This is a genomic window from Rhodococcus sp. IEGM 1306 (genome assembly GCF_036541985.1).
In the GTDB taxonomy this organism is placed as follows: Bacteria; Actinomycetota; Actinomycetes; order Mycobacteriales; family Mycobacteriaceae; genus Rhodococcus_F; species Rhodococcus_F qingshengii.
Genome location: NZ_JAZHFF010000003.1, coordinates 607,179 through 632,867, shown reverse-complemented (window position 1 = coordinate 632,867; position 25,689 = coordinate 607,179). Strand labels below are relative to the sequence as shown.

Genomic DNA, 25,689 nt, shown 5'->3' with positions numbered 1-25,689 from the left:
TGGTACTAATAGGCCGAGGACTTACCACAAAGAAGCTACGCGTCCACTGTGCGGTATCTGAAACAACACACAGATACCTTGATTTCGATCATCCATCATCGACCACCCCTGAGATATTCACCGGTGGTGGGTGTGTGGAGGATCTGGATCACAGGTTGGTTACTGTGACAGTTTCATAGAGTTACGGCGGTCATAGCGAAGGGGAAACGCCCGGTCCCATTCCGAACCCGGAAGCTAAGCCCTTCAGCGCCGATGGTACTGCACTCGACAGGGTGTGGGAGAGTAGGACACCGCCGAACACACTGTAAGAGAAGCCCCCCAACCAGTCATGGTTGGGGGGCTTTCTCATACCCAAAACACACCCCGACCGCGAGCGAACGGTACCTTCATCGCCTCAGATCGACCGAACGTACCGTTCACACGATCGGGGCAGGGCAGGGCAGGGCAGGGCCGACAGGCGTTATCGCAGAGCCGCCTGCAGCACCTCGCAGAGCACGTCCAGCGTCCTCGAGTACTGCGACTGCGTCGGCGTGCTGTAGCCGACGACGATGCCGTCACCGCCGACTGACGACACGTCGGGATGTCGGAAGACGGACAGCCCTTCGAGCCCGAGATCGCGCGCCTTCGCCGCTGCAAGCACAGATTGTTCGGTGCCGGAGGGAAGACGGATCACAGCGTGAAGTCCCGCGGAGATCCCCTCGACCTTGACCTGGGGTACTCGCTGCGCAAGGGTCGCAACCAGTTGATCGCGTCGTCGTCGGTACGAGGTCCGCATCTTTCGAATATGACTGTCGAATCTTCCGGACTCGATGAAGTCCGCCAAGGTCAATTGATCCGTTGAACTGACCCAGCGTTCGTAGGGTCCCTTTGTTGCGAGGACGGGATCGATCAGCCTGTCCGGCAACACCATCCATCCGATGCGAATGGCCGGCGACAGTGTCTTGCTGACAGTGCCCAGGTACGCAACGTGCTGCGGCGCAATTCCTTGGAGTGCGCCGACCGGCTTTCTGTCGTAACGGAATTCGCCGTCATAGTCGTCCTCGATGATGACGCCGCCGGTAGTCGCGGCCCATTCGAGAGCGGTCGCGCGCCTCGCCGGTGTGAGGGGGCCTCCGAGGGGGAACTGATGGGTCGGTGTCAGCAGAACACTCTCAGCAGAGGTTGACGCCAATTCGTCTGTGCAAGTGCCTGATTCGTCGACCGATATGGGAATCGTCAGAAGCCCTTCGTCGGCAAGTAGCTGTCGGTGCAGGTGAAGGCAGAAGGCGTCGACGGCAATCGTTCCTCCGAGTGCACGGGCAAGGAGGGAGACCCCGTGACCCGAGCTGGCACTGATCACAATGCGGTTCGGATCGACGCGAACGCCTCTGGTGCGGCTCAGGTATGTGGTGAGGGCGTTTCGGAGTTCGACTCGGCCTCTGGGATCAGTGGTCGCGAATGCGTCGGTCGGTGCGGTGGTCAAAGCACGTCTGGCGGACGAAATCCATGCAGTGCGGGGAAACGCCGACGCGTCCGGCGATCCGGGGAGAAGGCTGTAGGTCAAGCGCCGTCGGGTCGGTGACGGCTCGACCTCGCGACTGTGTGTGCTGGCGAGTGTGGCGACCACGGTTCCGGAACCCGGCCGTGTGACAAGCCACCCAGCTGCGGCGAGCTCGGCGTAACAGTCCGCAACAGTGTTTCGGGCAACTCCGAGGTCGACGGCGAGGGTGCGGGAAGGTGGGAGTCTGGTGCCGGGCTTCAACAGTCCACTGTCGATCGCGTCGCGAAGCGTCTGAAGCAGCGCAGTGCGAACCCCGATTCCCTGTGGCAACTCGATATGTAGATCGAACCCAAGATTGGCCCATGAATTCATCACCGGATTGAACCATGTTTCGGGGTCTTTCCGGGATTACGGTTTGAGTATGACTACAGCAACAGGACAACGACTGGATATCGCAAAGCTGGCGCCCGAGGTCTACAAGGCCATGATTGCGTTGGATGCCGCTGCGCGAAAGGGGCTGGAGCCGACGCTCGTCGAGCTGGTACTCACGCGCGCGTCGCAGCTGAATCATTGTGCGTGGTGCTTGGACATGCATACGCGTGATGCTCGGAAGGTCGGAGTGACGGAGCAGAAGCTCTACCTACTGAACGCGTGGGAAGAGGCGCGAGGGATGTACTCCGATCGCGAACGCGCCGCACTCGCCTTGACCGAGGCCGTGACAGTCCTTACCGACGGTTTCGTTCCGGACGAGGTGTACAGCGAGGCGGCCGCAGAGTTCACGGACGAGGAACTGGCCCAGCTCATCAGCGTCATCTTGACGATCAATGCGTGGAATCGCATCGCGGTGACCACGAGGAAGGCGCCGCGGGTACGGAGCTGACCCCGAGCCGCATTCGTCACGTGCGATCGGCGACCGGCTGTCTCGGTCGGAGATCTGGGCAATCACTCCAAAGAGGACCAAAAGATTGCTTTCTGCTGTGAACAAAACCGACTGAATCTTTGAATGTGATGCAAATCACATAGCCTTGGGTCGGAAGGCTATGCCGGACGCCCGCAGATTGTCGGGATTCCGACAAAGCAGTCTCTGTTGAATTATCCACTGAAGGGGCCCGCCATGCGGGCCCCTTCTTTTGTGTGCGGACCGAAAGCGCCCCTTCCTGTGGGTTTCCCGGGAAACCGTGAGTTATCGACTGGCTAGCAGTCGAGGATTGCCGTGATCTTCGGGGTTGTGTGAGCCATTTTTGGGTTGATCGTGACGGTTGTGCGGTTGGACAAGATTCCAGTCACCGACTTGGCTAACTTGTCGACCGTAGTGCCTCGCGACGTTCGCCTGCTCGGAGCATGGGTGGACTTTCTTGAAACATGCACTACATTGCCATCTAGTAACTGGCCGGTTGCCAAAAGTAGCTGGCCGATCCTCTCGGAAGTGAGTGCTGGACGGCGTGGTCTTGGAATTCCAGGCAACCTCCCCGCTACCGAAATGTCTTGAAAGGGAAGCTTTGATGACTGTGTCTGGTTCACGGCGGAGGCCGCTTGCTCTCCGACTCTCGCTAACCGCAGCTATTGCCGTAGCGGTGGCCGGCAGTAGCGTTGCTTTTGCTTCGCCGGCCGTCTCCGCGCCACTGCCGGTGCGAACCGCTGCCGCTCCGGCGTTCACCGCCGGGTTGTGCGAGGGCACCGAGTACACACCCTCGGAGCAGATGCTCGACATCTCCGGCGTTCGACTGGACCATTACAACGACGGCAACATCGTGCCGATGTACGGCACCACCGATCGAGGTACCTCGACGGCGGTGGATGCTCCGGTCTGCGGTGTCCGCGACGTCGACGGAATTGCGAAGTCGGAATGGATGTACTGCACGGACTTCGATCTCGATCCGTGTTCCGGCGTCGACGAAAATGGTTTGCCGGTCGACAAGCACAACGACGAGATGGGCGCGACGGTGCCGTCTTCGGGCAATCCCGATTTGTCGGCCGACGATCTCGCTGTCATCAGTTGGTTGCTGCAAAATCCCGCCAAACTCGACGGCACTGTTTCGGGCAATGGCAGTGAGAATGCACGTTCGGCGCGCCAGACGCTGGTGTGGTGTGTCTCGGACTACGACAATCCGCTGATGGCCGACTTCAAAGGCCTGTGCGACAGGAACATCGGCGCCGACGAGCGAGCTCGCATCGTCGAGATCATGAACGTGACGCAAACGCTTGACCTTGCCCGCAAGACGCCGGCGACGGGCACTCTGAAGGCCGGGGAGACCGCCGTCTTCACTCTGAACACGAATATGTACCGGAAGCCGATCACTGTTCAGTCCTCGGCGGGAACGGAACTCACTGTCTGTGGTGACAATGCCAAGGCGACGCTGAGTGGAAACCAGTTGACCGTTGACGGTCGCGGAGATGCACCGACTGCCGTTGATCTTTGCCTCGCCGCCGCAAACGCCGGGGACTACTCCGTGACCGCAAGTGTCATTCCGGATTCGGTCGAGAACCTGCACTGGAACACCGCCGGGGCAGAGTGCCAGATCTTCGCGTCGTTCGACACCGTTCGGCCGGCTTCGATGAATGCGTCTGCCAGCGTCGGATATGCCGCAGCGCCCACGACGACACCCGCAACAACGACACCTGCAACCACGACACCGTCGACGACGACCCCGGCCACTACGACGCCTGTAACCCCGGTCGTTCCGATCGTGCCGATTGTTCCGATCGTGCCCATCGTTCCGATTGTGCCGGTCGTGCCGGTAGTTCCGGGTGTCCCTGTTCCCTCGCAGCCCGTTGCCACGCCGGCAACTCCGGCGCCGACGACTCCGAAGCCTGCCACCGGACCTCGCCCGGTTGCCATCGACGGTGGTGCTGCTGAACAGAATTCGGGCCGTAACGTCGCCGTCGCAGTGACCGGCCTCGGGCTTGTCGGAATGGCTGCTGCCGGAGCAGTTGCTCTCCGACGTAAGCGTTCCTGACACCAGGCACATGCAGTAGACGTCGGCACCGATCACAGGCTGTGTGATCGGTGCCGGCACTGATCAGACGCAGGGGGGCGTCAATTCGCAAGAGGTGCCGGGGGCACCTCATCCCGCAGGAGACAGTTCGATGACCATGTACGAGTCGGATCCCAATCCATCCAATCCATACGACGATCCCAACGATGATCGGCCCGCGAACACCGGCAAGGGGCGTCGTGTCGCGTACATCCTGGCCGTTGTCGCGGTGCTTGTCGCTGGTGCTTTCATGGCCTTCGTCGGCCTGCGATCATCCGATGACAGTGGCGCGATCCCGCTGAGTCCGGGAGTTGTCATGTCGCACTCCGCGAATCCGGCAGCGCCCACTGATGAGTTGATGACTCCCAACACCCTTTCGCTCGACCCGGTCGGGGTTCAGGCGCCGATCGTGGACGCCACCGTGCCGGAAGGAGTTCTCACTCCGCCGGAGAACGTCAAGAACGTCGGAATCTGGCTCGATGGTGCATCTCTCGATTCCGCCACCGGCACGACCTTGATTGCCGGACACGTCAATCTGACCGGCCAGGGTAACGGTGCGCTGTTCGACCTGGGCACGATCGAGCCGGGTGAAGTGATCCGTACATCAGACGCGACGGGCAAGAGCACGTCGTGGAAGGTGACTGCGGTTACGACGCGCCCGAAGGCCGATGGTGTGGAGGAAAGCGTGCTGGCCGGCCCGGAAGGCCCTCGCAAGTTGGCAGTCGTAACCTGCGGCGGCGAACTGCAATTCGAGGATGGTGTGGGCAACTACGCCGACAACGTCTATCTGTACGCGGACCTGATGGTCTGACGCATTGGAAATCGTGCCCGTTGGATAGTGTCGCAGGTATGGATCTTCACCTGTCTGGAAAGCGTGCGATCGTTGCCGGTGGTAGCAAGGGGATCGGTCTGGCAATCGCCAGGGGTCTGGCCGCTGAAGGTGTCGACATCGCGATACTCGCACGCACTGAGCAAACGGTCGAAAGCGTTGCACGAGATTTGGTTTCGGAGTTCGGAATTCGTGCGATCGGAGTCGTGACGGATACACGCGACGACGACGCGGTTCAGGCGTCGGTGCGGCAAGTAGTAAAGGAGTTCGGCGGTGTCGACATTCTGGTCAACTCCGCAGCGACTCCGTTCAGCGCCGGAAAGCCGACGGATTTCGAGGCGACCACCGACGACGTCGTGCGAGACGAAGTCGAAGTGAAAGTACTCGGGTACCTGCGAACCGCACGGGCTGTGGCGCCGTATCTGATCGATCAGGGTTGGGGTCGGATCATCAACATCAGTGGGTTGGGCGCGAGGCAGGCCACCTCGATCGCCCACACGATCCGCAACGTCAGTGTTTCTGCGCTGACCAAGAATCTTGCAGACGAGCTGGGCCCCAAGGGAATCAACGTCACCGTCGTCCATCCGGGTGTGACGAGAACCGAAAGGTTGACCGCACGGATTACCCGCGAGTCGGAAGAGTCGGGCCGCTCGGCGGCCGAGGTGGAGCGGGGTATCGCGACGAACTCGATACACCGGATCATCGACGCGGAAGAGGTGGCTGACGTCGTGACCTTCCTGGCATCGCCGCGAAGCATCGCTATCGCCGGTGACGCAGTGGCAGCGGGCGGAGGAGTGCCGGGGCCGGTCTACTACTGAAAACTCGCGTGCTGCTACCTGCTCGCGGTGGTGACGATCGTGTGCACGCGTCCGCCGCCGAGTCTCTTGCTTTCGTACATCGCCGAATCGGCGACTTTCTGCATATCCGTGAACGCGGTTGCCCGCGCCTCACCTGCGGTCAATTTGTGTGTGCGCACGGCGATTCCGATGCTCGACGTCGACGGGATCTCGTCGGTATTCGAGTGCATGGCAGGCCCGATCGAGTCGAGCATCGGACCGATTGCCGGCACGGAAAGTCTTTGAGCGAGGATGAATTCGTCGCCGCCGACCCGCGCGACGACAGCATCAGCATGCGCCCAGGCCGACAAGCGCTGTGCCACCCGAAGAATGATGCGATCGCCTACGTCATGACCGTGGACGTCGTTGATCGTCTTGAACCTGTCGATGTCGATTGCGATCACCAGTAGGGCTGCCGATTCCTGGCGCTGGAACTCCGCGAGTACCTTCTCGACGTGGCGATCGAGGCCGCGACGGTTCAGGAGGCCGGTCAGGGGGTCGAGGTCGGAGCTGGATGCGTCCATGCTGAGCATCGTCAGCACGATCTGTGAGATGAACGCGCAGACCACAAGTGCGGTGACGACGACCAGCACTTTCGAAGCACCCAGTGCCGGATCGCGGTCCGGGCCGAACAGTATCGGCTGCGCCGCGATCCCGATTATCGTTACTGAAAAGACCAGGTGGGCAACCTGCAGCTTCGGGTTGTGAAAATAGGCGATGTAGATGCCGATCAGCGCAAAAATGACGCAGGTGAGCAATCGTGCAAGCTGCGAGGAATCCCCGACCACGGAGATCGTGACTGCGATATCGCAGAACACCACGAATCCGAACGAACGCCGCTTGGTCGGGCCGAAGACCCACCAGGAGACTCCGACCACGAAGCACGAGATCACGACGACAGAGTTGAAGAACAGCGCGATAGTGCTCGTCGGACCGGCGGGGCTGAACCTGTTGAGTAGCGCGCACACGCCCAACCCGATGACGATGATGCCAAGTAATAGCCGGGTGGCAGTGGTGAGGCCGTTGTCGCGAAGATAGCGAGTGAAGCGGTCGTATTGATCGGGAAGAGCTAACCACTCGCGGGTCAGCGTCCTCATGGACTTCATCTGCGACGTCATGAGTGCTTCAGTCTGCGAAGGCGGGAGCGTGCGCCAATCATCGCGAACTGACTCCTCGGCTGTCTGGCACCTTGCAATGCTAACTGGATCGATGCCGCATTGGACCGAGATGTTCGGATCGGCGACCCGCATGTCTGGGTTGGGCCAGCGTGGAGTATAAATACATCTTGTGTCTATGTTGTATTCCGCTTCCGAAACCGTCTTCCGCGAAGTCAAGGAACTGATCCTGTCCGGCGAGCTCGCCGGAGGGGAGTTGATCAGTGAGGGTGACATCGCCGCACGGACCAATGTGAGCCGAACGCCGGTGCGTGAGGCATTTCTGCGACTGGAAGCGGAAGGCTGGATGCGCCTCTACCCGAAGAAGGGGGCGTTGATCGTCCCGGTCGCGGACGGGGAGGCGGAACATGTGGTCAGTGCCAGGCAACTCGTCGAGACTCAGAGTGTTCGAGTGGTGTCGGTCCGACCGCACGCACGCGAAGCGCTTGTCGCAGCGTTGCGCGCGAATCTGATCGAGCAACGTGAGGTTGCTGATCGCGGGGACGTTGCCGCGTTCAGCGCGATCGATGCGGATTTTCACAAGATGATCGTTGCCGCCGGTGGGAACCCACTGCTCGACTCGTTCTACGCGAGTCTGCGCGACAGGCAACGGCGGATGACAGCGCGGTCGATCTCACGCGACCCCGGCCAACTCTCTCGCATCCTTGTCGATCACACCGCGCTGACCGACCTTGTCGAAACAGGCGATGCCGACGGATACAACACTGCCGTACTCACGCACATGCGCCAGGTGCATGGACTCGGCTTCGAAGGAACTCTGTGATGAGCACCCAAACGATGGGCGCTGGGACCGCGGCCGAACCTCGTCTCGACAGTGCACGCGCCGACGGCGGAAAATGGCTGTGGCTGACCGTCGCCGCCAGCATGTTCGCTGCAGCGTGGGGTGGTAACGAGTTCACGCCACTGCTGGTGATGTACCGACTCGACCACGGCTATTCGCCGGTGATGGTCGACTTCTTCCTTTTCGCCTACGTGGTCGGGATCGTGCCGGCTCTCCTGCTCGGCGGACCGCTGTCCGATCGATTGGGCCGACGCCCGATCATGCTTCCGGCGCCGATCATCGCGATCGCCGGGTCGACGCTCCTCGCTTTCGGTGCCGACTCCGCCGCTGTCCTGATTCTGGGAAGGATCCTCTGCGGAATCGCCTTGGGGATCGGAATGGCCGTCGGCGGTTCGTGGGTGAAGGAGTTGTCCACGCAGCCCTGGGATTCGGCGGCGTCGGAAGGTGCGGGCGCCCGACGAGCGGCGATGAGTCTGACCGCCGGCTTCGCTTTGGGTGCGGGTGCTGCGGGAATCTTGGCGCAGTGGGCGCCCATGCCGAGTGCGTTGGCGTACGTGCTGCACATCGTGATCACCGTGGTTGCGGGCGTGGCGCTGTGGCGTGCGCCCGAAACCCGGCCGGCGCAGGAGAAATCCGAGCGACGCAGGTTGATCGACGACCTCAAGATCCCCTCGGCAGGTCATCGCAGATTCCTCTACGTCGTTGTTCCCTTGGCCCCGTGGGTGTTCGGTGCTGCCAGTGTCGCGTATGCAGTGATTCCATCGCTGATGACCGGGCACAGTGGCGATGCGCCCGTGGCCTTTTCGGCTCTGCTGTGCATGGTCGCGCTGACGTGCGGGTTCGCGATTCAGTCATTGGGGCGCAAGATCGATACCGACCGCAGCGCGCGGGGCGCTCTGGTGGCGCTGGTGTTTCTGGTGGTCGGTATGGCGGCTGCCGCTCTGGTCGCGTCGACGCTGACCGTGGCGGTTGCGATCGTCGCTGCAGCGATTCTCGGCTGTGGGTATGGCATGGCATTGGTGTCCGGATTGCTGGAGATCCAGCGAATTGCGGGGCCGGATGATCTGGCAGGGCTGACGGCAGTGTTCTACTCGATCACCTATATCGGGTTTGCCGTGCCGGCACTGCTGGCGATGCTGTCGGAAAGCATTCCGGCGCTGAGCTATACGGTGACGCTCCTGTTCGGATCCGTTGCCGCGGCTGCTTGCCTTGTGCTGATCCTCTTCAAGTCACGTTCGCATCTTCCGGCTCTCTGATGCCGCCGGCCCGCCGACTCCGGTGAGAGTCGGCGGACCGGGATCAATCACGCGTCTACAGTTGCGGACCCGTTCTCAGAACTGTGAACCGAACTGTGTGCCGTACCAGCCGGAACCGATGCGGTCTTGTTCAGGCCGTTGAGCAATCCGGTGATATCGACGCCTGAGCTCTCCAGAGTTTCGATGACGCCGGCAATCACCTGGGGGCTGATGCCCAGGATCGAGCCGATCGAACCCTGCGCCCCGTCACTTCCCCCGACGATGGAGATGCGATCGATGTCGCCGACCGGCTTCGCTGCCGCCGCGGTGGCGTCGACCAGCGCCGCCAGAACGTCAGGCAGAGTGAGCAACTGCGCGGCCTGCGGGGTGTAGGAGTTGAGTGCCTCGGCGATCTGACGCTTACCCGCAGCCTCCGCTTCGAGTTTGGCGCGCAAACCATCTGCCTCGGCTTGCTGCTCGGCGCGAACTGCGTCGGCCGCTACCTTGCGGCCGTCAGCTTCGGCTTCCAGACGTGCTCGCAGACCGTCTGCGTCAGCCTGCTGCTCGGAGCGAACGGCGTCGGCGACGAGCTTTCGTGCATCGGCCTGAGCGCCACCGGCCTGCCTCGCGGACTCGGCCTGTGCCTGGGCGCGGAGGATCGCAGCCTGTCGCTCGCCCTCTGCGCGTGCGATGGAAGCTTGCCGTTCGGCCTCGGCCGGCGCGATGACGTCTGCCTGCAATGCGGCTTCCGATTGCTGGGCGCGTCGACGCTCGACCTCGGTGCGAGCTTCGACGCGGGCCGCCTCGGCCTGCTCACGTGCGATGCCGACGGCCTTCTCCGCTGTTGCCTGCGCGAGAGGTCCGGCCTGGTCGGCTTCGGCGTTCTCGGCTTCGGTCTGTGCTCGCAGACGAGCGAGTTCGACGTCGCGCTTCTGATTCGCGCTCGCGATCGCGGTGTCGGCTTCGGCCTGGGCGACGGACCCTGCCTGGCGCGCCTTTGCCGACTGGATCTGCGAATCACGTTCGGCTTCAGCGGTTCCGATCGCGGCGTCACGCTTGACCTCGGCGATTCGACGCTGACCGAGCGATTCGAGATACCCGTTGAAGTCGGAGATTCCCGCGATCTTGATGACATCGACTTCCATGCCGATGCGGGCGAGGTCGCCGCCGGCCTCCTCGACCACACTGCGGGCGAGGGAGTCGCGGTTGGAGTTCAGGTCCTCGACGGTCATGGTTGCGGTGATTCCACGCAGGCTACCTGCGAGGATTTCGTTGATCTGCTGCTGGAGTTCGTCGAGGTCGGAGGTCAGGAATCGTTGCACGGCAGTCTGAACCGCTTCGTCAGCGGAGCCGATCCGTACCAGTCCGACTGCTTCGACGTTGACCGGAACACCGTCGTTGGAGAGCGCGTTCTTGAGGTTGATGCTGACGTTGAACGGCTCGAGCGACATGATGTCGACGCGTTCGATGCCGGGAATCTTGAACCGGGCACCGCCGCGTACCACTTTCGGCTTGCCTCGACCGGTGAAGACCGCCACTTCGTTCGGCGGGACCTTGACGTAGTTCTTCACGTAGATCGCGGGGAGAACGATGAAGATGATTACCGCGACTACAACCGCAATGATGATGATTGGCAGCATGTATCGAGTCCTTAGATCGCGTCGTCAACCGTGACGACGTGAAGGTATTGATCGTCTACATCGGCGATGTAGACGGTGGTGCCGGTGGTGAGCGCGATCGGCTGTGCACTGACGGCCTTGGCCTGCACGCGATTGCCTTCGGCGTCGACGAACGAGACTTCTCCCCAACCTTCGGCTGCGATGGTGAGGGTGACCGTGCCCAACAGCCCGGAGTATGAAGCTCGCCCGATGTGCGAATTATCTTGTTGTTCAAGGAGATAGGGAAGGAGAAGGCCGCGCGTGACGACAACGAGAACGGCGGCGAGTGCGAGTGCTGCAGTCACTGTTGCCAACGTCGGAGCGTCCGCGAGAGTGGCAGCAACGCCGCCGGCGCCGAAGCCGAAAAGTGCTGTGGCCAACGTTGTCAGGCTCAGAAATGGCAGCCCGTCTGCGTGGCCGCCTCCCAGATCCGCAACCTCGCCGACGGCAAAGGCTCCGATCAGAGCGACAACTCCGATCACGAAACATATTGTGAATACAACGAACATCGATCCCCCGATCTACCTGTCGAGGAAGCGCGCCCTGAAGTTTTTGTTGTCGGGGTCGTCCCTCGGCCCATCTATATAGTAAAGGTAAGACAAAGCCAATCGGCGCATTCGGAATGTTTCGGCGTGGTGTGCAGCGGCTCGTTGCGGAACGGAAATCAGGTCACCCCGGTCGACTGTTGCCCGGCGATGCTCGACATTGCGTCAGGTCGTGCCGATGCCGCTGGTGTGAGTGCATCGATGGACTTCGTGAACAGCGAAGTGCTGGATCTTCCGAAAGGGATCGGCGCACTGCCTGCCGTGATGGCGCCGGTCGCCGACGGCGCGCTGGCCGTACATGCACACCGCCCGACTGTTTCAGATCATCGGGCGGCGCGCGTCGAGGTCCGTTCGTCGAAGCCTGTTCGTCAAAAACCAGTGCGTCACAGCCGCGGTAACAGGCGTTGATTCAGCCAAGCGTCCCACAGAGGCCGCAGTGGAGTATCGGTGAAACGTGAAGCGAGATCGGTGAATTGCTCGGTACTGACCGTGCTGTGTCGATGCTTCGTGGTCCACTGGCGGATCAGTTCGAAGAACTTCTCGTCTCCGAGAACGCCGCGCAGGGCGTGCAGAGTCAACGCGCCCCGCTTGTAGATTCGATCGTCGAACATGTGGGCGGGACCGGGATTGCCGATGATCAAGAACTGGGGTTTCCGCCGGAGTCCCTGATAGGCGTTGGCGGCCAGTTGGTCAGAGGACGGGCCACCGGAATTCTCGGACCAGATCCACTCCGCGTAACAGGCAAAGCCTTCGTGTAGCCAGATGTCGCACCACTGTCCGAGGGTGAGACTGTTACCGAACCACTGGTGGGCAAGCTCGTGCGCGACAAGACGTTCGGAGCCGCGCCTACCTGTGCAATGGTTGGCTCCGAAGATCGAAAGCCCCTGCGCTTCGATGGGGATTTCGAGCTCGTCGTCGGTGACGACAGCCGTGTAGTCGGCAAAAGGATACGGGCCGAACAGTTTTCCGAAGACTTCCAACATTTGTGGCTGACGACCGAAATCGATGTCGAACGCTGCGCGTAGCCGCGGCGGGTGAACGGCGAAGACCGGCACCGGGCCGGCGCTCACCTGCCGATGCTCGTACTGGCCGATCTGAATGGTGGCCAGGTAGGTTGCCATCGGTTCGGTCTGCTCGTAGACCCACGTCGTCTGACTCGCGCGGGTCTGCTTGCGGATCAGCTTGCCGTTGGCGAGAGCGTAGAACGGTGAATCGGTGGTGATCGAAATGCGGTACGACGCTTTGGAAATCGGGTGGTCGTCGCAGGGGAACCAGGACGCCGCGCCGTTGGGCTGACTTGCGACCAGGATTCCTTCGTCGAGTTCCTCCCAGCCGACTTCGCCCCACAGACTCCTGATCGGCTCGGGATTGCCGTTGTAGGCGATGGTGACCGACAATGCACCGCCGGCGGGGATCTTGGCGGACGGCGTGACGGTCAGCTTGTTGTTCTGGTGCGCGTACTTCGTGCCGCGGGCACCGTTGACCGACACCTTCGACACCTGCAGGTTCTGTGCGAGGTCGAAGCTGAACTTGGATCTGCTCTCGGTGGTGACTGCGGTGATGACAGCTTTGCCGGCGAGCCGGTTGCTGAAGACCTTGTAGGTCAGTTCCAGTTCGTACCGAGACACGCGGTAACCGCGGTTGCCGTTGTGTGGCAGGTACGGATCGATGGGCTCCTCGAGCATTCTGTTCGGCTTCACGACGCCACCCACGGCGCAATCGGATTGCCCTGCCAGCGGGTGGAGGGCGGAACGGTGTCACCTCGCATCACCAGAGATGCAGGCCCTACCGTCGCTCCCGCGCCGATGCCGGCTGCGGGTAGCGCGACACAGTGCGGTCCCAGCGTTGCTCCTGCTCCCAGGGTGACGGTATCCATGGACATGATCCGATCATGGAAGAGGTGAGTTTGCACGACGCACCCCCGTTCCACCGTTGCTCCGTCGCCCAAAGTCACAAGATCTGCCTCGGGTAGCCAGTACGACTCACACCAAACGCCCTTGCCGATCTTTGCCCCGAGCCCACGTAGGAAGATGTTCAGTACGGCGGTACCAGTCGCCGCCCGCGCGAACCACGGCGCTGCGACGGTCTCGACGAATGCGTCGGCTACCTCGTTGCGCCAGACGAACGAACTCCACAGCGGATGCTCGACCTTGGCGATGCGTCCGACGACGATCCACTTGGCGGCGATGGTGATCGCGCCCGCCACTGCTCCGGCGACGAGCAGAACTACCCCGCTCAGCAGCGCAGCGAACCAGAATCCGACTGCACCGACCAGTGCTTCGAGGGCGAACAGAACACCGAGACCGATGCCGAACGTGACCATCACGGGGAGCAGTCGGCAGGTTTCGACCACTCCGCGGGCGATCTTGAGGCGCATCGGCGGATTGAACGTACGGGCGGCGTCGGTGTCCCCCGCAGCCCTTCTCAGTCGTACCGGTGGACTACCCAGCCACGATGACCCGGACTTCGCCTTGGACGGGGTAGCCGACAGAACCGCCACCAGACCGTTCTTGGGGACGCGTCGACCGGGAGCGGTCATACCGGAGTTGCCGAGGAACGCGCGCTTGCCGATCTTCGCCTGTTCGATGTGCATCCAGCCGCCGCCGAGGCCGTAGCTCGCAACCATGGTGTCGTCGGCGAGGAATGCGCCGTCGGCGACCGTCGTGAACTTGGGAAGGAGGAGCACGGTGGATGCTTCGACGTTCTTGCCGATCTTGGCGCCGAGGAGGCGGAGCCATCCCGGCGTCAGCAGGCTCGCGTAGAGCGGGAAGAGGAAGGTTCTGGCCGAGTCGAGCAGGCGTTCGGTCGCCCACACCTGCCAGCCGATGCGGCTGCGGACAGGGTGGTAACCGGGGGTCAGCCCGATCGAGAGAAGACGAACGGCCACCAGTGTTATGACTGCGAAGACGAGCAAACTCAAGATGGTCGCGACCGGAAGCATGATCAGCGATTGGAGCACGGCACTCGCGAGCGTGTCGGTGTCGCGAATCCACCAACCGATCAACGCGATTCCCGCCATCAGAGCGAAGATCGGCATTCCGGCCAGGAAGACCGAGGTGACGCCGTATACCGGTACCCAACCGGGTGCGCGCTTCGGATGTTCGGCCGGCCACGGATGATTCGCTTTCCCGACCTTGGTGGCGGGGGAGCCGGCCCACTGCTGGTTTGCCTTCACCCGACCGAACACCGCAGATCCGGGTTCGACGACGGCGTCCCGACCGATACGCGCGCCGGGCAGAAGAGTCGAGCGTGAACCGACGGAGGCGCCGTCGCCGATCTTGATCTCGCCGATGTGAATGACGTCGCCGTCGATCCAGTGGCCGGAGAGGTCGACTTCGGGTTCGACGGAGCAGCCGTCACCGAGTTCGAGCATGCCGGTGATCGGGGGAAGCGTGTGGAGATCGACGCCGCTGCCGATGTCGGCGCCGAGGGCACGTGCGTAGTAGAGCATCCACGGAGCACCCGAAAGATTGGCTGCGCCACTGGCTTCGGTGAGCCGCAGCGCGATCCACAGACGCAGATGCTCGCTACCTCCTCGCGGGTACGTACCCGGTTCGAGTTTGCGCAGGAGCAGGCGCGCTCCGACGACGGCGATGGTCATGCGCCCGATCGGCGTGATGAAGACGATGAACGCCAACAGGATCCACCACCACGAGACGGTGGGAGCCCAGCTGATGTCGACGAACCAGCCGAGGACGTTGTTCGCGATCGCCAGCCACGTCACCCACTGCAGTCCGGTGAGCGTCGTGAGCGGAACGGTGACGGCGATCTGCGCCAGCTGAGTCTTCAACGGTGTGGGAGCGACGATGCGGGGCTCCACAGTTGCGGTGGGCGCCAATTCGTCCAGATATTCGGCGAGCGACCCCAACCGTGGATGGTCGTAGAGCTGTGCGACGGTCACTTCGGGGAACCGCTCGCGCAGGGCGGTCACCAACTGAGCAGCGGAGAGGGATCCGCCGCCCACTTCGAAGAAGTCGTCGTCGAGTCCGGTGATCTGCGCGCCCAGGATCGAACCCCACAGACCGGCAACCCAGGCAGCGGTGCCGTCGAGCCCCAACGCGGCCCCGGCGTCCTCACCGGCACCGGGCAACGGCCAGGGCAACGCGTTGCGGTCGACTTTGCCCGACGTGCGCGTCGGAAGTTCGTCCATCAACGCCAGACGCGGCACGAGGGCCGCTGGTAGCTGCTCGCTGAGCAGAGCGTGAGCTGCCTTGAGGTCGAAGTCGGGATCCGTGCTCGCGATGTACCCGACGAGGAGTTGATTGCCGGCAGCCGTCTTCTTCACGGCGGCGGCAGCGCCGCTGACGCCCGGCAGGTTCTGCAAGGCGTTGTCGACCTCACCGAGTTCGATGCGCCGGCCGCCGAGCTTGACCTGATCGTCCGCGCGGCCCTGGAACATCAGGCCGGTGGTCTCGAGCCGGACCAGGTCGCCGCTTCGGTAGGCGCGTTCCCACCCGAGCGAGGGCATCGACGCGTACTTCTCGGCGTCCTTCGCGGGATCCAGGTAACGGGCCAGGCCGACGCCACCGATCACCAGCTCGCCCACCTCACCGACCGCGACGGGATTGCTCTGCGCGTCGACGACGGCAAGGTCCCAACCGTCGAGGGGGAGTCCGATGCTGACGGGGCTCTTGCCGTCCATCAGCGCGCCGCAGGCCACGACGGTCGCCTCGGTGGGCCCGTATGTGTTCCAGACCTCGCGGCCCTCGACGGCGAGGCGCTCGGCCAGCTCGGGTGGGCAGGCTTCGCCGCCGAAGATCAGGAGCCGAACGGCTTCGAGAGCTTCGGCCGGCCACAGCGAGGCAAGGGTCGGCACGGTGGAGACGATGCTGACGTCACGCGAGACCAGCCACGGGCCGAGGTCCATGCCGCTGCGGACCAGGGAACGAGGCGCCGGAACGAGGCAGGCGCCGTGACGCCACGCGAGCCACATCTCCTCGCAGGACGCGTCGAATGCCACGGACAGTCCCGCGAGGACGCGATCACCAGGTCCGATGGGCTCGTCCTGGAGGAACATGCGCGCCTCGGCGTCGACGAACGCCGCGGCATTGAGATGCGTGACCGCGACGCCCTTGGGGGTGCCGGTAGACCCGGAGGTGAAGATGATCCAGGCGTCGTCGTCGGGTTCGGGTTCGCGAACCGGAGGATGTTCGAGCCGCTTCGGCGCCGTCCCCGGCTGGATACCGTCGCCGGTGATGATCGCCGCTACCTGCGCTTCACCGAAGACCAACTCGGCGCGCTCTTCCGGATCGTCGGCGTCGACGGGCACGTACGCTGCGCCCGCTGCGAGGATCGACAGGATCGCCACGTACAGAGACCGTGAACCTGATGGCATCCTGATTCCGACGCGGTCACCTGCGCCGACGCCGGCATCACCGAGCCAGCGTGCGCCGAGCTCGATCTCGTCGAGCAACTCCGAGTACGACAGTGTGGTGTCGCCGTCGTCGATGGCAGGTGCTTCCGGGTTGGCCTCGGCTGAGGCCCGCACGATGTCGATGAGCGTGCGCGGCGCAGGTGCATGCGCCGACCGTAGGAATACGGACGGAATCCCGAAAGACTGTTCCGTCTCCGACTGCGACTGGAGTGGCAAACCCGTTGGTCCTGTTCTACTCACGAAACTTAGAGTCCTGCGAACTGTCGAGTTGAAAGTCTCATGACAAGTTTGCGAGTTGGTGAACAGATATGCCTAATGCAACATGCCGAACGTGCCGGTCAGTCCGTACTGGCAGCTTGCGCGTGGCCTTCTGCCGAGTCGGCGAACTCGGGTGTGTCGAACACCTCTCCGCCCAGCGGATCGACGACCTTCGAATCCTCGGAGAAGTCGACGGCGCCGGTGTCCGGGTCGATGTTGACCGCATGGGCGGGAACTTCGTGCACCGCGACGAGCATGTGGGCGTCGGAGGGTTCCGTCGTGATCCCGTTTTGCGACGGGGTCAGACCGGCGAAGGTCGACGAGATCTTCAGATCGCGGAGCCGCTTCTCGGTGGGTTGTGGAACGTCGGTCGACGCCGGGGTATTGGTCGAAACTCGCAGGTAGCGCGGTGCCGAAGCGACCTCGTACCGGAACGCCTTCAGCATCGACAGGCACGCGAGCACCATGATGACCGAGAACGGCACAGCGGTGGCGATGGCAACGGTCTGCAGCGCGGTCAGCGATCCACTGCCACCCACGATGAGGAGAACCGCGGCGGCGGCGCCCGACAGGAACGTCCAGTAGACGCGCGTGATCTTGGACGTCTCCAGGCTGCCACCCGTCGCGAGGATGTCGATGACGATCGAGCCGGAATCCGCGGACGTGACGAAGAAGAACACGATCACGACGATCGCGAGGACACTCGAAATCGTTCCGAGCGGAAGTCCGTCGAGAAGCGTGAACAGAGACGTGTTGGTGTCCACGGCGCCGGATGCGTCGAGCATCGTGCCCTCGTTGCGCTGACGCAGGATGCCGGAGTTACCGAAGATCGTGAACCACAGCGAACCGACCAGCGTGGGGGCGAGCAGCACGCCGAAGACGAATTCGCGGATGGTGCGGCCGCGTGAGATGCGCGCGATGAACATGCCGACGAACGGTGCCCAGCTCATCCACCAACCCCAGTAGAAGATGGTCCATGCGCCCTGCCAGCCGTCCTCGGCGAACGGGGACGTGCGCAGCATCAGCTCGGGCAAGGCTTGGACGTATCCGCCGAGGTTCTGCACCCACGACTGCATGAGGAACAGTGTCGGTCCCAAAATCAGGACGAACAGGGCCAGCGCTGCAGCGAGCATCATGTTGATGTTGGAGAGCCACTTGAGGCCCTTGGTGACGCCGGAGACCACCGAGAAGGTGGCCATGCCCGTCACGATGACGATGATGGTGATGACCAACCAGTTGTCGGTCTCCACCCAGCCGAGGTAGTCGAGGCCGGCCGAGATCTGCTGGACACCGAATCCCAGCGACGTAGCGACGCCGAACAACGTGCCGACGATGGCGACGACGTCGATGGCATGGCCGATCTTTCCTTCGATGCGAGCGCGTCCGAGGAGTGGCTCGAGCAGCCAACGGATCGACAGTGGACGACCCTTGCGGTAGGTCATGTACGCCAGACCAAGACCGACGACGACGTAGATCGCCCATGCATGCAGGCCCCAGTGGAACAGCGTCAGTTCCATTGCTTGATTGGCCGCGGCATCCGTGGATCCGGCGATCTGCCCGGCGACGGGAGGAGTCACGTAGTGCGAAAGCGGTTCTGCTACTCCGTAGAACACGAGGCCGATACCCATGCCTGCGCTGAAGAGCATCGCGAACCACGAGAGCATTCCGAACTCGGGCTGCTCGTCGTCGCGTCCCAATCGGATGTTGCCGATACGGCTGATTCCGCAGTAGAGAGCAAATATCACGAACCCGGTCGCGGAGAGGATGTACCACCAGCCGACGCCGTCGCTGATCACGTTGTTGAGTGTTTCGAAAGCATCCGCGGCGGTTCCCGCGTAGATCACGGCAAAGGCGATCAGGGCAAAGATCACTATCGACGCGGGAATGAACACGGGTTTCCGTAGTTCACGCCACGCAGTTTTGACCGCAGTCATTCCACTCCTCGAACGTTCAGGCATTCACAGCGCCCGTCAGGGCGGCCACGTGTCACGCGTAGGTGGGCGTTTCGCTCACACCATCGCAGTCAAGACCGGGCTATTGCTTTGAAATTCAACGTAACGCCAAGGTTCGGTCAAACTCAACTGAGCGAATGATGCTGCACTGTCGCGAAAATTGTCGTGGGTAGACGCTGATCTTGTTGTAAATCGTTGAACAATAGCCGAATTGAGCTGTTCGTGGAACGCCGAAAGGCGAATTCGATTGGTACGGTGAGCTGCATCGGTCAGGTCGACGCTCACTGATCGATCGTATCTGTCAAACTCGGTGAAACAGCCTGTCTGTCAGGTGGTTAACTCCTGGCGTGCTCGCTCGATCCCGGCAGTGAGACGCCGATACCTAACTGTGATTGTGATGGTCGCAACTATCAGTGCTGCGGGCCCTGTTCGCCTCGTTGGGCGTCGATCAGATCCATCGCATCCTTCAGGCCCAAGCCCGGATGTAGTTCGCGTAGTGCCTTGATTGCCGGAATGCGGTCGTCAGTCGACGCGAGTGCATTGCGGACGTCGTCGGCGGGTACTTCGGAGGGGGCAGTTGTCCCGTCCTGCCACGCCGGCTGCGGATTGTTCCTGGTTCGCCAGGCTTGGACGGTGTAGTAAGCAGATCCGACCGTCGCGAAAAGCCAGATCGCGAACCATACCCAATTCCAAGCTGTGGGTTCCGTGATGACCTTGTCGAAGGCGCTTGGGCCGAAGAAAACGAGCAGCCAAGCCAGCGTGATCGTCTGCCACCATCGCTCGACGCGCCTGCTCGGATTCCACCACTCGGCCATCGATCGATACTCGCACAGGGGTGCTGTTTCGGTGCGACGATGGAGATCATGGAGATTCGTGATGCGGTGGAGCGATTTCGAGGGGAATCAGGGGCCTCGACGATTTTCGGAGAACCGCACCAGACCAGCGACGGAACGACGATCATCACGGTTTCGCGTCTGCATCGGCGGTGGCGCGGAGACCCCATACCGGTGCCAGTGGGAGTGTTCTCGATCCACGAGGGTGAGCCGTCGTGGTCACCGGCTGTCGATCACACCCGGGCGGCTCTGATGGGGGAGTTCATCGGGTTGGCGGCCGCCGTGATCGCGACTCTGGCCGTTCTACGTCGACCGCCCTGGCCTGATGTGACGATTCAGAAGGGGTGACCCAGAATCACGCCGATCAGCTGGAACGGCATTGCCAGGAACATCGATCCGACATAGAGCGGATAGCGAATCGGATCGCCGGCGAGGTAACCCTCGGCGAGCCAGGCCATTACGTCTGCTGATCCCATATTCGTTACTTCCCTTCGCTGTTGCGGTTCACCGATGTTTTCGGCTGTGGGAGTTGTTTTGTTACAAGCGAACTCGAACGGGAGCAGATGCGATGGCAACGTCGACGCAGCAAACGTCGTCGAGGGCTGTTGGAGGCATTTCTCGGCGACCAACCGCTTCCGCTCGCTGACGACACATCTGCGGAACCTCCGCCAGGACGCTGGACCACATGAGTCTGGGCACTTTGCCCCGTGTGGTCGTGAAATCGGTGCATTCTGCACATATCGGGTCGTTTTAGCGGCTTCTACAGTCACTGCATGACAACTACACTTTCTCTTCTTTCAGGCAAGACCGTCGTCCTGATCGGCGGCGGAACGGGCATCGGGCTGCGAGTGGCGCAGCTTGCCGTCGACGCCGGCGCGCAGGTTGTGCTCGGTGGCCGAACCGCATCCAAACTCGAAGCAGCGGCCTCGCAGCTGGGTGAAGCCGCACACTGGTTCACCGTCGACACCTCGGACGACGACTCGGTGAAAGCGTTCTTCACCAACATCCCCAGCGTCGACGCGCTCTTCACCACGGCTGCCGATTACCAGGTCGGCTCATTTCGTGAACAGAGTGTCGAGGATGCGGCGTCGCCGTTCACATCGAAGTTCTGGGGGCAGTACCGCGTCGTACACGCTGCGCTCGACAAGCTGACCCCTACCGCGTCGGTGGTCCTCATGTCCGGCGCTGCCAGTGTGCGGCCGCCAGCGGCCGCTGCGGCATATGTGGCAGCCAATGCGGCAATCGAGGGGCTCGGACGCGGGTTGGCGGTCGAGCTGTCGCCGATTCGCGTCAACACCGTCGCGCCCGGAACCATCGACGGGCATCTCTGGGCTCAGCGCCCGGCAGAGGTTCGCGAGGCGGCCTTCACGTGGAGTGCAGAGAACAACGTCCTCGGCCGCGTCGGGAACGAAGACGAGATCGCACAAGCAGTGTTCTATCTCTTCACCAACACGTACACAACGGGTTCCACCCTCTACCCCGACGGCGGGTACGCGTTGCGCTAGACCCGTGCCACATGACGACTGTGGAATCGCGACTGCGTGAAATCGAGACTGTGCGAAATGCATTGTCGTAACACGAAGAAACGTCGATTCGCCCATAGGCGTGACCCCGGACACATTCGTACCGTCTTCTCCGAGAACACTTCCCAACTATTCGAGGAGTCCGTCATGAACAAAGCATCGACAACCGCCGGCGGCGGCGAGGTGTCCGACGGTGACGACTACGCGCTCACCCGCGTACCCGACGAAGCACGGTATTCGTGGTTTTCGGTGGCAGTACAGCGATTCGGTCAGGTGTCGGCACTCGCGCAGTTCCTGCTCGGTGCGACGCTCGGTTACGGTATGACGTTCTGGAATGCCTTCTGGGCATTGACAGTCGGCGCGGTGATCCTCGAAGTCGTCTGTATCTTCATCGGAATCATCGGAGTTCGTGAGGGGCTCAACACGTCGGTGGTCGCGCGCTGGTGCGGGTTCGGTCATGCAGGCTCGGCGGTGATCGGACTGGTGATCGGGGTCAGCCTGATCGGCTGGTTCGGCATCCAATCGGCCGTCTCTGCATCAGGGTTGCACGGGATCATGCCGTTCCTGCCGCAATGGGCGTGGGCTTTGGCTTTCGGTCTCCTGATCACTGCAATAGTCCTGCGCGGGTTCGGCTCCATGCAGCTGATCGCCAACATCACCGTTCCGCTGTTCCTGATCCTGGTGGGATGGGCCGTCATATCCGAACTACGTAATCACTCGCTGTCGGATCTGATGACATCTGCTCCGGCCGGGCCGGAGCTCAGCTTTCTTGCGGGAACCACCATCGTCGCAGGCGGTTTCATCGCCGGCGCGGTGATCACACCCGACATGACGCGCTTCAATCGCACGGCAGGCGACGTCGTGAAGCAGACGCTCGTCGGAATCACGTTGGGTGAATACGTGATCGGGCTGACCGGCGTACTTCTCGCGCATGCCGTTCGCAGCTCCGACATCGCCACGATCATTCTCTCGTCGGTCGGCTGGGTCGGCGTTCTGATCATCGTTCTCGGCACCTTCAAGATCAACGACTGGAACCTCTACAGTTCGGGTCTCGGCATCGTGAACTTCATCGACGTCGTGTTCGGTCGAAGGATCAACCGCGCCGTTGTCACGGCAGTTGTCGGCGTCACCGGTTCGATCCTCGCCGCCGCCGGAATCCTGAACTCGTTCACCGACTTCCTGATCCTGTTGGGCGTAGGCTTCCCGCCCATTGCCGGGATCATGGTGGCGGAATACTTCATCGTCAAGACCTGGCGCAAGGATCTGGACGAGAGTCGCACCGCCGGCACCCTACCGAGTTCGGCACCCACCTGGGTACCGGCCACGCTGGTGATCTGGATAGTCTCGGCGCTGATCGGTCATTACAGCACCTTCGGACTGCCATCCATCAACGCGGTGGCCTCGGCATTTGTTCTCTATGTCGTCGCGGGTCGACTCGGCCTGATTCGCGGAGTCGGACGCACCGCAACCGAAGCGCCGCAGAAGCCTTCGGGCTCGTCTGCACTCACGCACTAGCACTACAACTGTAGAAAGGAGTTCGCGATGCGAATCGGAATCGACGTCGGCGGCACCAACACCGACGCAGTCCTGATGGACGGGACCACCGTCATCGGGCATGTCAAACACTCGACCAGCAAGGACATCACCGGCGGAATCGGCGGAGCGCTGACGGCGCTGCAGCAGCAGTACTCGTTCTCTCCCAATGCTGTTCAAGCAGTGATGATCGGTACGACGCACTTTCTCAATGCTCTCATCGAGCAGCGCGGGCTTGCTCCCACCGCGGCGCTGCGACTGGGACTTCCGGCGACTGCCGCGCTGCCCCCGATGGTGGGGTGGCCGCGAGACCTGGTCTCCGCTGTGCAGGGAAGGCACTACCTCGCTCACGGTGGGCACGAGTTCGACGGTCGTCGTATCTCGCCGCTGGATCCCGACGAGATTCGTCGCCATGCTGCCGATATGGCTCGCAGTGGTACTCGTTCGGTCGCAATATCTTCGGTGTTCTCTCCGGTCAATCTCGAATGCGAGGTTGCTGCCGCTGAAATCATCCGAGAGGAACTCGGACCGGACGTCGCAATTTCGCTCTCGCACGAGATCGGTCGAGTGGGTCTGCTTCAACGCGAGAACGCGACCATCATCAATGCTGCTCTGCGCGAGCTCGCCGATCACATCGTCGACGGACTCGCCCGTTCATTGGTCGAGCACGGCATCGTCGCACCGCTGTATCTGAGCCAGAACGACGGCACCTTGATGGACATCGAGTACGCAAGGCGTTATCCGGTAGCAACTTTCGCGTCGGGACCGACCAACTCCATGCGCGGTGCCGCTGTGCTGTCCGGTCTGGCGAGCTGTGCGGTGATCGACATCGGCGGAACCACCACGGACGTCGGTGTACTGACCAACGGTTTTCCGCGAGAAGCAACCACCGAGGTGACCGTGGCCGGGGTGCGGACCAATTTCCGTATGCCGGATGTGTTCTCGATCGGCATCGGCGGTGGTTCGTTGGTGGATGCAGACGGACTCACGGTGGGGCCCGGATCGGTGGGATATGAATTGGGTTCACGGGCACTCGTCTTCGGTGGAGACACGTTGACGGCCACCGACATCGCCGTTGCGGCAGGTTTGGCCGACGTCGGCGATCGCCATGCGGTGGCGCACCTCGACCGCAGCCTGGTGTCGGCGGCGCTCGAACGGATCTCGCGGAGAGTCGCCGACGCCGTGGAGCAGATGCGAACCACGTCGGATCCGCTACCGGTAGTGGCGGTCGGGGGCGGATCGGTATTGCTGGAGCGTGAACTTCCCGGCCTGGGCACGGTGATTCGCCCTGAGCGTTTCGACGTCGCCAACGCGATCGGCGCCGCCATCGCGCAGGTCAGTGGTGAAGTCGATCGTGTCGAAGCGGTGCGGGACGGTCACCGTCACGTTCTTGCCGACGACGCCCGTCAAGAGGCGATCGATCGGGCGGTGGCCGCAGGCGCACGACCCGAGTCCGTGCAGATCGTGGAGTTCGACGAGGTCCCGATTCCGTACCTGCCGGGCAACGCAACACGTATTCGAGTGAAGGCAGTCGGTGACCTGGCACTGCACAGTGGTCTGGTCTCCACCGGTCAGGAGGGCTCACGATGAGTTGGACACTACGAACGGCAGACCTCGATGACCTCGCCAGGGGCGCAGCTCTGTTGGGGACCGGCGGCGGGGGAGATCCGTTCGTCGGCAAGATGTTGGTCACGCAGGCGCTCGGGGAAGCCGGTGAAATCACGATTCTGGATCCGGAGGAGCTCGACGACGACGCGTGGGTGATCCCCGTCGCGCAGATGGGTGCACCGACCGTCGTGGTCGAGAAGATGCCGCGCGGAACCGAACCCGAGCTGGCGCTGATCACGTTGGAGAAGCACACGGGGCGAACTGCAGATGCCACGATGCCGATGGAGTGCGGCGGGATCAATTCGATGATTCCGTTGCTGGTGGCAGCGCGGCGCGGACTGCCGGTTGTCGACGCCGACGGGATGGGACGAGCCTTTCCTCAGCTCGAGATGGAAACCTTCTCGGTGTACGGGATTTCGGCGAGTCCGCTCGCCATGGCGAACGAGCACGACGAGGTGGCGATCTTCGACACCGGCAGCGACAACAGCAGATTGGAGGGCCTCGCTCGCGGGGTGACGTCGAGGTTCGGTGGGATGGCGCATATCGCGCAGTACTCGATGACGGGTGCAGATGTGAAGCGGACGGCGATCCCACGGACTCTGTCGTTGGCCTTGGCCATCGGTCGGTCCATCAGGCTTTCACGTGAGCAGCGGGTGGACCCGGTTCAGGCGCTGGTGGACGGTCTCTCCGACACGCTTTACGGATACGGGCGAGTTCTCTTTCACGGCAAGGTGATCGATGTCGACCGGCGAACCGATGAGGGGTTCGCTCGAGGTTCGGTGCGGATCGCCGGCGTCGGAGACGAAGAGCTGGAAGTTCAATTCCAGAACGAAAATCTGATCGCCGTGCAATCCGGAGTGCTGGTGGCCATCGTGCCTGACTTGATCTGCATCGTCGAGGCCGACACTGCCGAACCCATCACCACCGAGGGCTTGCGGTACGGGCAGCGCGTCGCGGTCATCGGGATCGCGACTCCACCCATCATGAGAACACCCGAGGCACTGGCGGTCTTCGGTCCGGCGAGTTTCGGACTCGATCGGCCGTTCCGGCCGGTGGAGACGCTCGAGCAACCCGTGCTGGCAGAATAACGAGCC

At 62.4% G+C, this 25,689-nt stretch carries 21 protein-coding genes and 1 rRNA gene; 12 read left to right on the top strand and 10 right to left on the bottom strand.

The genetic code is table 11. From position 1 onward, the window contains the following. Positions 1-182: 182 nt before the first annotated feature. Positions 183-299: ribosomal RNA gene (rrf, locus tag V3587_RS12460) — 5S ribosomal RNA — on the top strand. 161 nt (positions 300-460) lie between these two features. Here the strand turns inward: rrf and pdxR are convergent. Beyond that, positions 461-1,852, bottom strand: coding sequence for a MocR-like pyridoxine biosynthesis transcription factor PdxR (gene pdxR / locus V3587_RS12455; RefSeq protein ID WP_283376435.1), 1,392 nt, complete (start codon positions 1,850-1,852; stop codon positions 461-463). Between the two features lie 49 nt (positions 1,853-1,901). Here pdxR and V3587_RS12450 point away from each other — a divergent pair, with 49 nt between their 5' ends. The 4 genes from V3587_RS12450 to V3587_RS12435 all read left to right on the top strand — a co-directional run bounded on the left by V3587_RS12450 (position 1,902) and on the right by V3587_RS12435 (position 6,102). After that, positions 1,902-2,360 carry a carboxymuconolactone decarboxylase family protein gene (locus V3587_RS12450; RefSeq protein WP_283376436.1) on the top strand — a complete coding sequence of 153 codons (459 nt, stop codon included), beginning with the start codon at positions 1,902-1,904 and terminating at the stop codon, positions 2,358-2,360. Between the two features lie 622 nt (positions 2,361-2,982). Continuing rightward, entirely contained in the window at positions 2,983-4,437 is a 1,455-nt protein-coding gene (locus V3587_RS12445; protein ID WP_283376437.1) for a hypothetical protein, read from the top strand. Between the two features lie 130 nt (positions 4,438-4,567). Then, positions 4,568-5,266, top strand: a complete 699-nt coding sequence (locus tag V3587_RS12440; RefSeq protein ID WP_283376438.1) for a class F sortase — start codon at positions 4,568-4,570, stop codon at positions 5,264-5,266. Between the two features lie 38 nt (positions 5,267-5,304). Next, positions 5,305-6,102, top strand: coding sequence for an SDR family NAD(P)-dependent oxidoreductase (locus tag V3587_RS12435; RefSeq protein WP_283376439.1), 798 nt, complete (start codon positions 5,305-5,307; stop codon positions 6,100-6,102). A gap of 14 nt (positions 6,103-6,116) precedes the next feature. Here V3587_RS12435 and V3587_RS12430 read toward each other — a convergent pair whose 3' ends face one another. Next, positions 6,117-7,238 (bottom strand): GGDEF domain-containing protein, encoded by a 1,122-nt coding sequence (locus V3587_RS12430; RefSeq protein ID WP_283376440.1) that lies wholly within the window; start codon positions 7,236-7,238, stop codon positions 6,117-6,119. Positions 7,239-7,413: 175 nt separating this feature from the next. Between V3587_RS12430 and V3587_RS12425 the strand changes: the two genes are divergently transcribed. Both V3587_RS12425 and V3587_RS12420 read left to right on the top strand, forming a co-directional pair. Next, positions 7,414-8,058, top strand: a complete 645-nt coding sequence (locus V3587_RS12425) for a GntR family transcriptional regulator (protein ID WP_283376441.1) — start codon at positions 7,414-7,416, stop codon at positions 8,056-8,058. Continuing rightward, positions 8,058-9,332, top strand: coding sequence for an MFS transporter (locus tag V3587_RS12420; protein WP_124569028.1), 1,275 nt, complete (start codon positions 8,058-8,060; stop codon positions 9,330-9,332). The genes V3587_RS12425 and V3587_RS12420 overlap by 1 nt, the downstream gene beginning before the upstream one ends. A 47-nt stretch (positions 9,333-9,379) precedes the next feature. On the opposite strand, the gene V3587_RS12415 is transcribed toward V3587_RS12420, so the two are convergent. The 7 genes from V3587_RS12415 to V3587_RS12385 all read right to left on the bottom strand — a co-directional run bounded on the left by V3587_RS12415 (position 9,380) and on the right by V3587_RS12385 (position 19,913). Then, entirely contained in the window at positions 9,380-10,951 is a 1,572-nt protein-coding gene (locus tag V3587_RS12415) for a flotillin family protein (RefSeq protein ID WP_095973436.1), read from the bottom strand. Positions 10,952-10,962: 11 nt separating this feature from the next. Then, positions 10,963-11,478, bottom strand: coding sequence for a DUF1449 family protein (locus V3587_RS12410; protein ID WP_095973435.1), 516 nt, complete (start codon positions 11,476-11,478; stop codon positions 10,963-10,965). A gap of 419 nt (positions 11,479-11,897) precedes the next feature. Next, positions 11,898-13,199 carry a M1 family metallopeptidase gene (locus tag V3587_RS12405; RefSeq protein ID WP_172436802.1) on the bottom strand — a complete coding sequence of 434 codons (1,302 nt, stop codon included), beginning with the start codon at positions 13,197-13,199 and terminating at the stop codon, positions 11,898-11,900. 11 nt (positions 13,200-13,210) lie between these two features. Further along, complete coding sequence (locus tag V3587_RS12400; protein ID WP_283376671.1) at positions 13,211-17,104, bottom strand: Pls/PosA family non-ribosomal peptide synthetase; 3,894 nt, start codon at positions 17,102-17,104, stop codon at positions 13,211-13,213. Positions 17,105-17,226: 122 nt separating this feature from the next. After that, a complete protein-coding gene (locus tag V3587_RS12395; protein ID WP_095973431.1) occupies positions 17,227-19,080 on the bottom strand; it encodes a BCCT family transporter in 1,854 nt (617 codons plus the stop codon). Positions 19,081-19,155: 75 nt separating this feature from the next. After that, positions 19,156-19,383 carry a hypothetical protein gene (locus tag V3587_RS12390; protein ID WP_166812646.1) on the bottom strand — a complete coding sequence of 76 codons (228 nt, stop codon included), beginning with the start codon at positions 19,381-19,383 and terminating at the stop codon, positions 19,156-19,158. Positions 19,384-19,508: 125 nt separating this feature from the next. Next, complete coding sequence (locus tag V3587_RS12385; RefSeq protein WP_283376442.1) at positions 19,509-19,913, bottom strand: hypothetical protein; 405 nt, start codon at positions 19,911-19,913, stop codon at positions 19,509-19,511. Between the two features lie 39 nt (positions 19,914-19,952). Between V3587_RS12385 and V3587_RS12380 the strand changes: the two genes are divergently transcribed. Continuing rightward, positions 19,953-20,279 carry a hypothetical protein gene (locus tag V3587_RS12380; protein ID WP_095973429.1) on the top strand — a complete coding sequence of 109 codons (327 nt, stop codon included), beginning with the start codon at positions 19,953-19,955 and terminating at the stop codon, positions 20,277-20,279. Here the strand turns inward: V3587_RS12380 and V3587_RS12375 are convergent. Then, entirely contained in the window at positions 20,267-20,407 is a 141-nt protein-coding gene (locus tag V3587_RS12375) for a hypothetical protein (RefSeq protein ID WP_003941170.1), read from the bottom strand. The genes V3587_RS12380 and V3587_RS12375 overlap by 13 nt on opposite strands. Before the next feature lie 297 nt (positions 20,408-20,704). Here V3587_RS12375 and V3587_RS12370 point away from each other — a divergent pair, with 297 nt between their 5' ends. The 4 genes from V3587_RS12370 (at position 20,705) to V3587_RS12355 (ending at position 25,683) form a co-directional block, all read left to right on the top strand. Then, a complete protein-coding gene (locus V3587_RS12370) occupies positions 20,705-21,436 on the top strand; it encodes an SDR family oxidoreductase (RefSeq protein ID WP_095973428.1) in 732 nt (243 codons plus the stop codon). Between the two features lie 165 nt (positions 21,437-21,601). Then, complete coding sequence (locus V3587_RS12365; protein WP_235171198.1) at positions 21,602-22,969, top strand: purine-cytosine permease family protein; 1,368 nt, start codon at positions 21,602-21,604, stop codon at positions 22,967-22,969. Positions 22,970-22,996: 27 nt separating this feature from the next. Next, positions 22,997-24,577, top strand: a complete 1,581-nt coding sequence (locus tag V3587_RS12360) for a hydantoinase/oxoprolinase family protein (protein WP_235171199.1) — start codon at positions 22,997-22,999, stop codon at positions 24,575-24,577. Next, positions 24,574-25,683: a DUF917 domain-containing protein gene (locus tag V3587_RS12355; protein WP_283376443.1), complete on the top strand. Its 1,110-nt coding sequence runs from the start codon at positions 24,574-24,576 to the stop codon at positions 25,681-25,683. Before V3587_RS12360 ends, V3587_RS12355 begins: the two co-directional genes overlap by 4 nt. The last annotated feature ends 6 nt before the right edge of the window (positions 25,684-25,689 follow it).

Bases quoted from the DNA above. Each gene is read 5' to 3' on its own strand.
- V3587_RS12355 (WP_283376443.1), top strand. From the start codon at position 24,574: ATGAGTTGGACACTACGAACGGCAGACCTCGATGACCTCGCCAGGGGC.
- V3587_RS12420 (WP_124569028.1), top strand. From the start codon at position 8,058: ATGAGCACCCAAACGATGGGCGCTGGGACCGCGGCCGAACCTCGTCTC.
- V3587_RS12380 (WP_095973429.1), top strand. From the start codon at position 19,953: ATGGAGATCATGGAGATTCGTGATGCGGTGGAGCGATTTCGAGGGGAA.
- V3587_RS12445 (WP_283376437.1), top strand. From the start codon at position 2,983: ATGACTGTGTCTGGTTCACGGCGGAGGCCGCTTGCTCTCCGACTCTCG.
- V3587_RS12385 (WP_283376442.1), bottom strand. From the start codon at position 19,913: ATGGCCGAGTGGTGGAATCCGAGCAGGCGCGTCGAGCGATGGTGGCAG.
- V3587_RS12370 (WP_095973428.1), top strand. From the start codon at position 20,705: ATGACAACTACACTTTCTCTTCTTTCAGGCAAGACCGTCGTCCTGATC.
- V3587_RS12435 (WP_283376439.1), top strand. From the start codon at position 5,305: ATGGATCTTCACCTGTCTGGAAAGCGTGCGATCGTTGCCGGTGGTAGC.
- V3587_RS12375 (WP_003941170.1), bottom strand. From the start codon at position 20,407: ATGGGATCAGCAGACGTAATGGCCTGGCTCGCCGAGGGTTACCTCGCC.
- V3587_RS12410 (WP_095973435.1), bottom strand. From the start codon at position 11,478: ATGTTCGTTGTATTCACAATATGTTTCGTGATCGGAGTTGTCGCTCTG.
- V3587_RS12360 (WP_235171199.1), top strand. From the start codon at position 22,997: ATGCGAATCGGAATCGACGTCGGCGGCACCAACACCGACGCAGTCCTG.
- V3587_RS12405 (WP_172436802.1), bottom strand. From the start codon at position 13,199: ATGCTCGAGGAGCCCATCGATCCGTACCTGCCACACAACGGCAACCGC.
- pdxR (WP_283376435.1), bottom strand. From the start codon at position 1,852: ATGAATTCATGGGCCAATCTTGGGTTCGATCTACATATCGAGTTGCCA.
- V3587_RS12450 (WP_283376436.1), top strand. From the start codon at position 1,902: ATGACTACAGCAACAGGACAACGACTGGATATCGCAAAGCTGGCGCCC.
- V3587_RS12395 (WP_095973431.1), bottom strand. From the start codon at position 19,080: ATGACTGCGGTCAAAACTGCGTGGCGTGAACTACGGAAACCCGTGTTC.
- V3587_RS12440 (WP_283376438.1), top strand. From the start codon at position 4,568: ATGACCATGTACGAGTCGGATCCCAATCCATCCAATCCATACGACGAT.
- V3587_RS12365 (WP_235171198.1), top strand. From the start codon at position 21,602: ATGAACAAAGCATCGACAACCGCCGGCGGCGGCGAGGTGTCCGACGGT.
- V3587_RS12415 (WP_095973436.1), bottom strand. From the start codon at position 10,951: ATGCTGCCAATCATCATCATTGCGGTTGTAGTCGCGGTAATCATCTTC.
- V3587_RS12430 (WP_283376440.1), bottom strand. From the start codon at position 7,238: ATGACGTCGCAGATGAAGTCCATGAGGACGCTGACCCGCGAGTGGTTA.
- V3587_RS12425 (WP_283376441.1), top strand. From the start codon at position 7,414: ATGTTGTATTCCGCTTCCGAAACCGTCTTCCGCGAAGTCAAGGAACTG.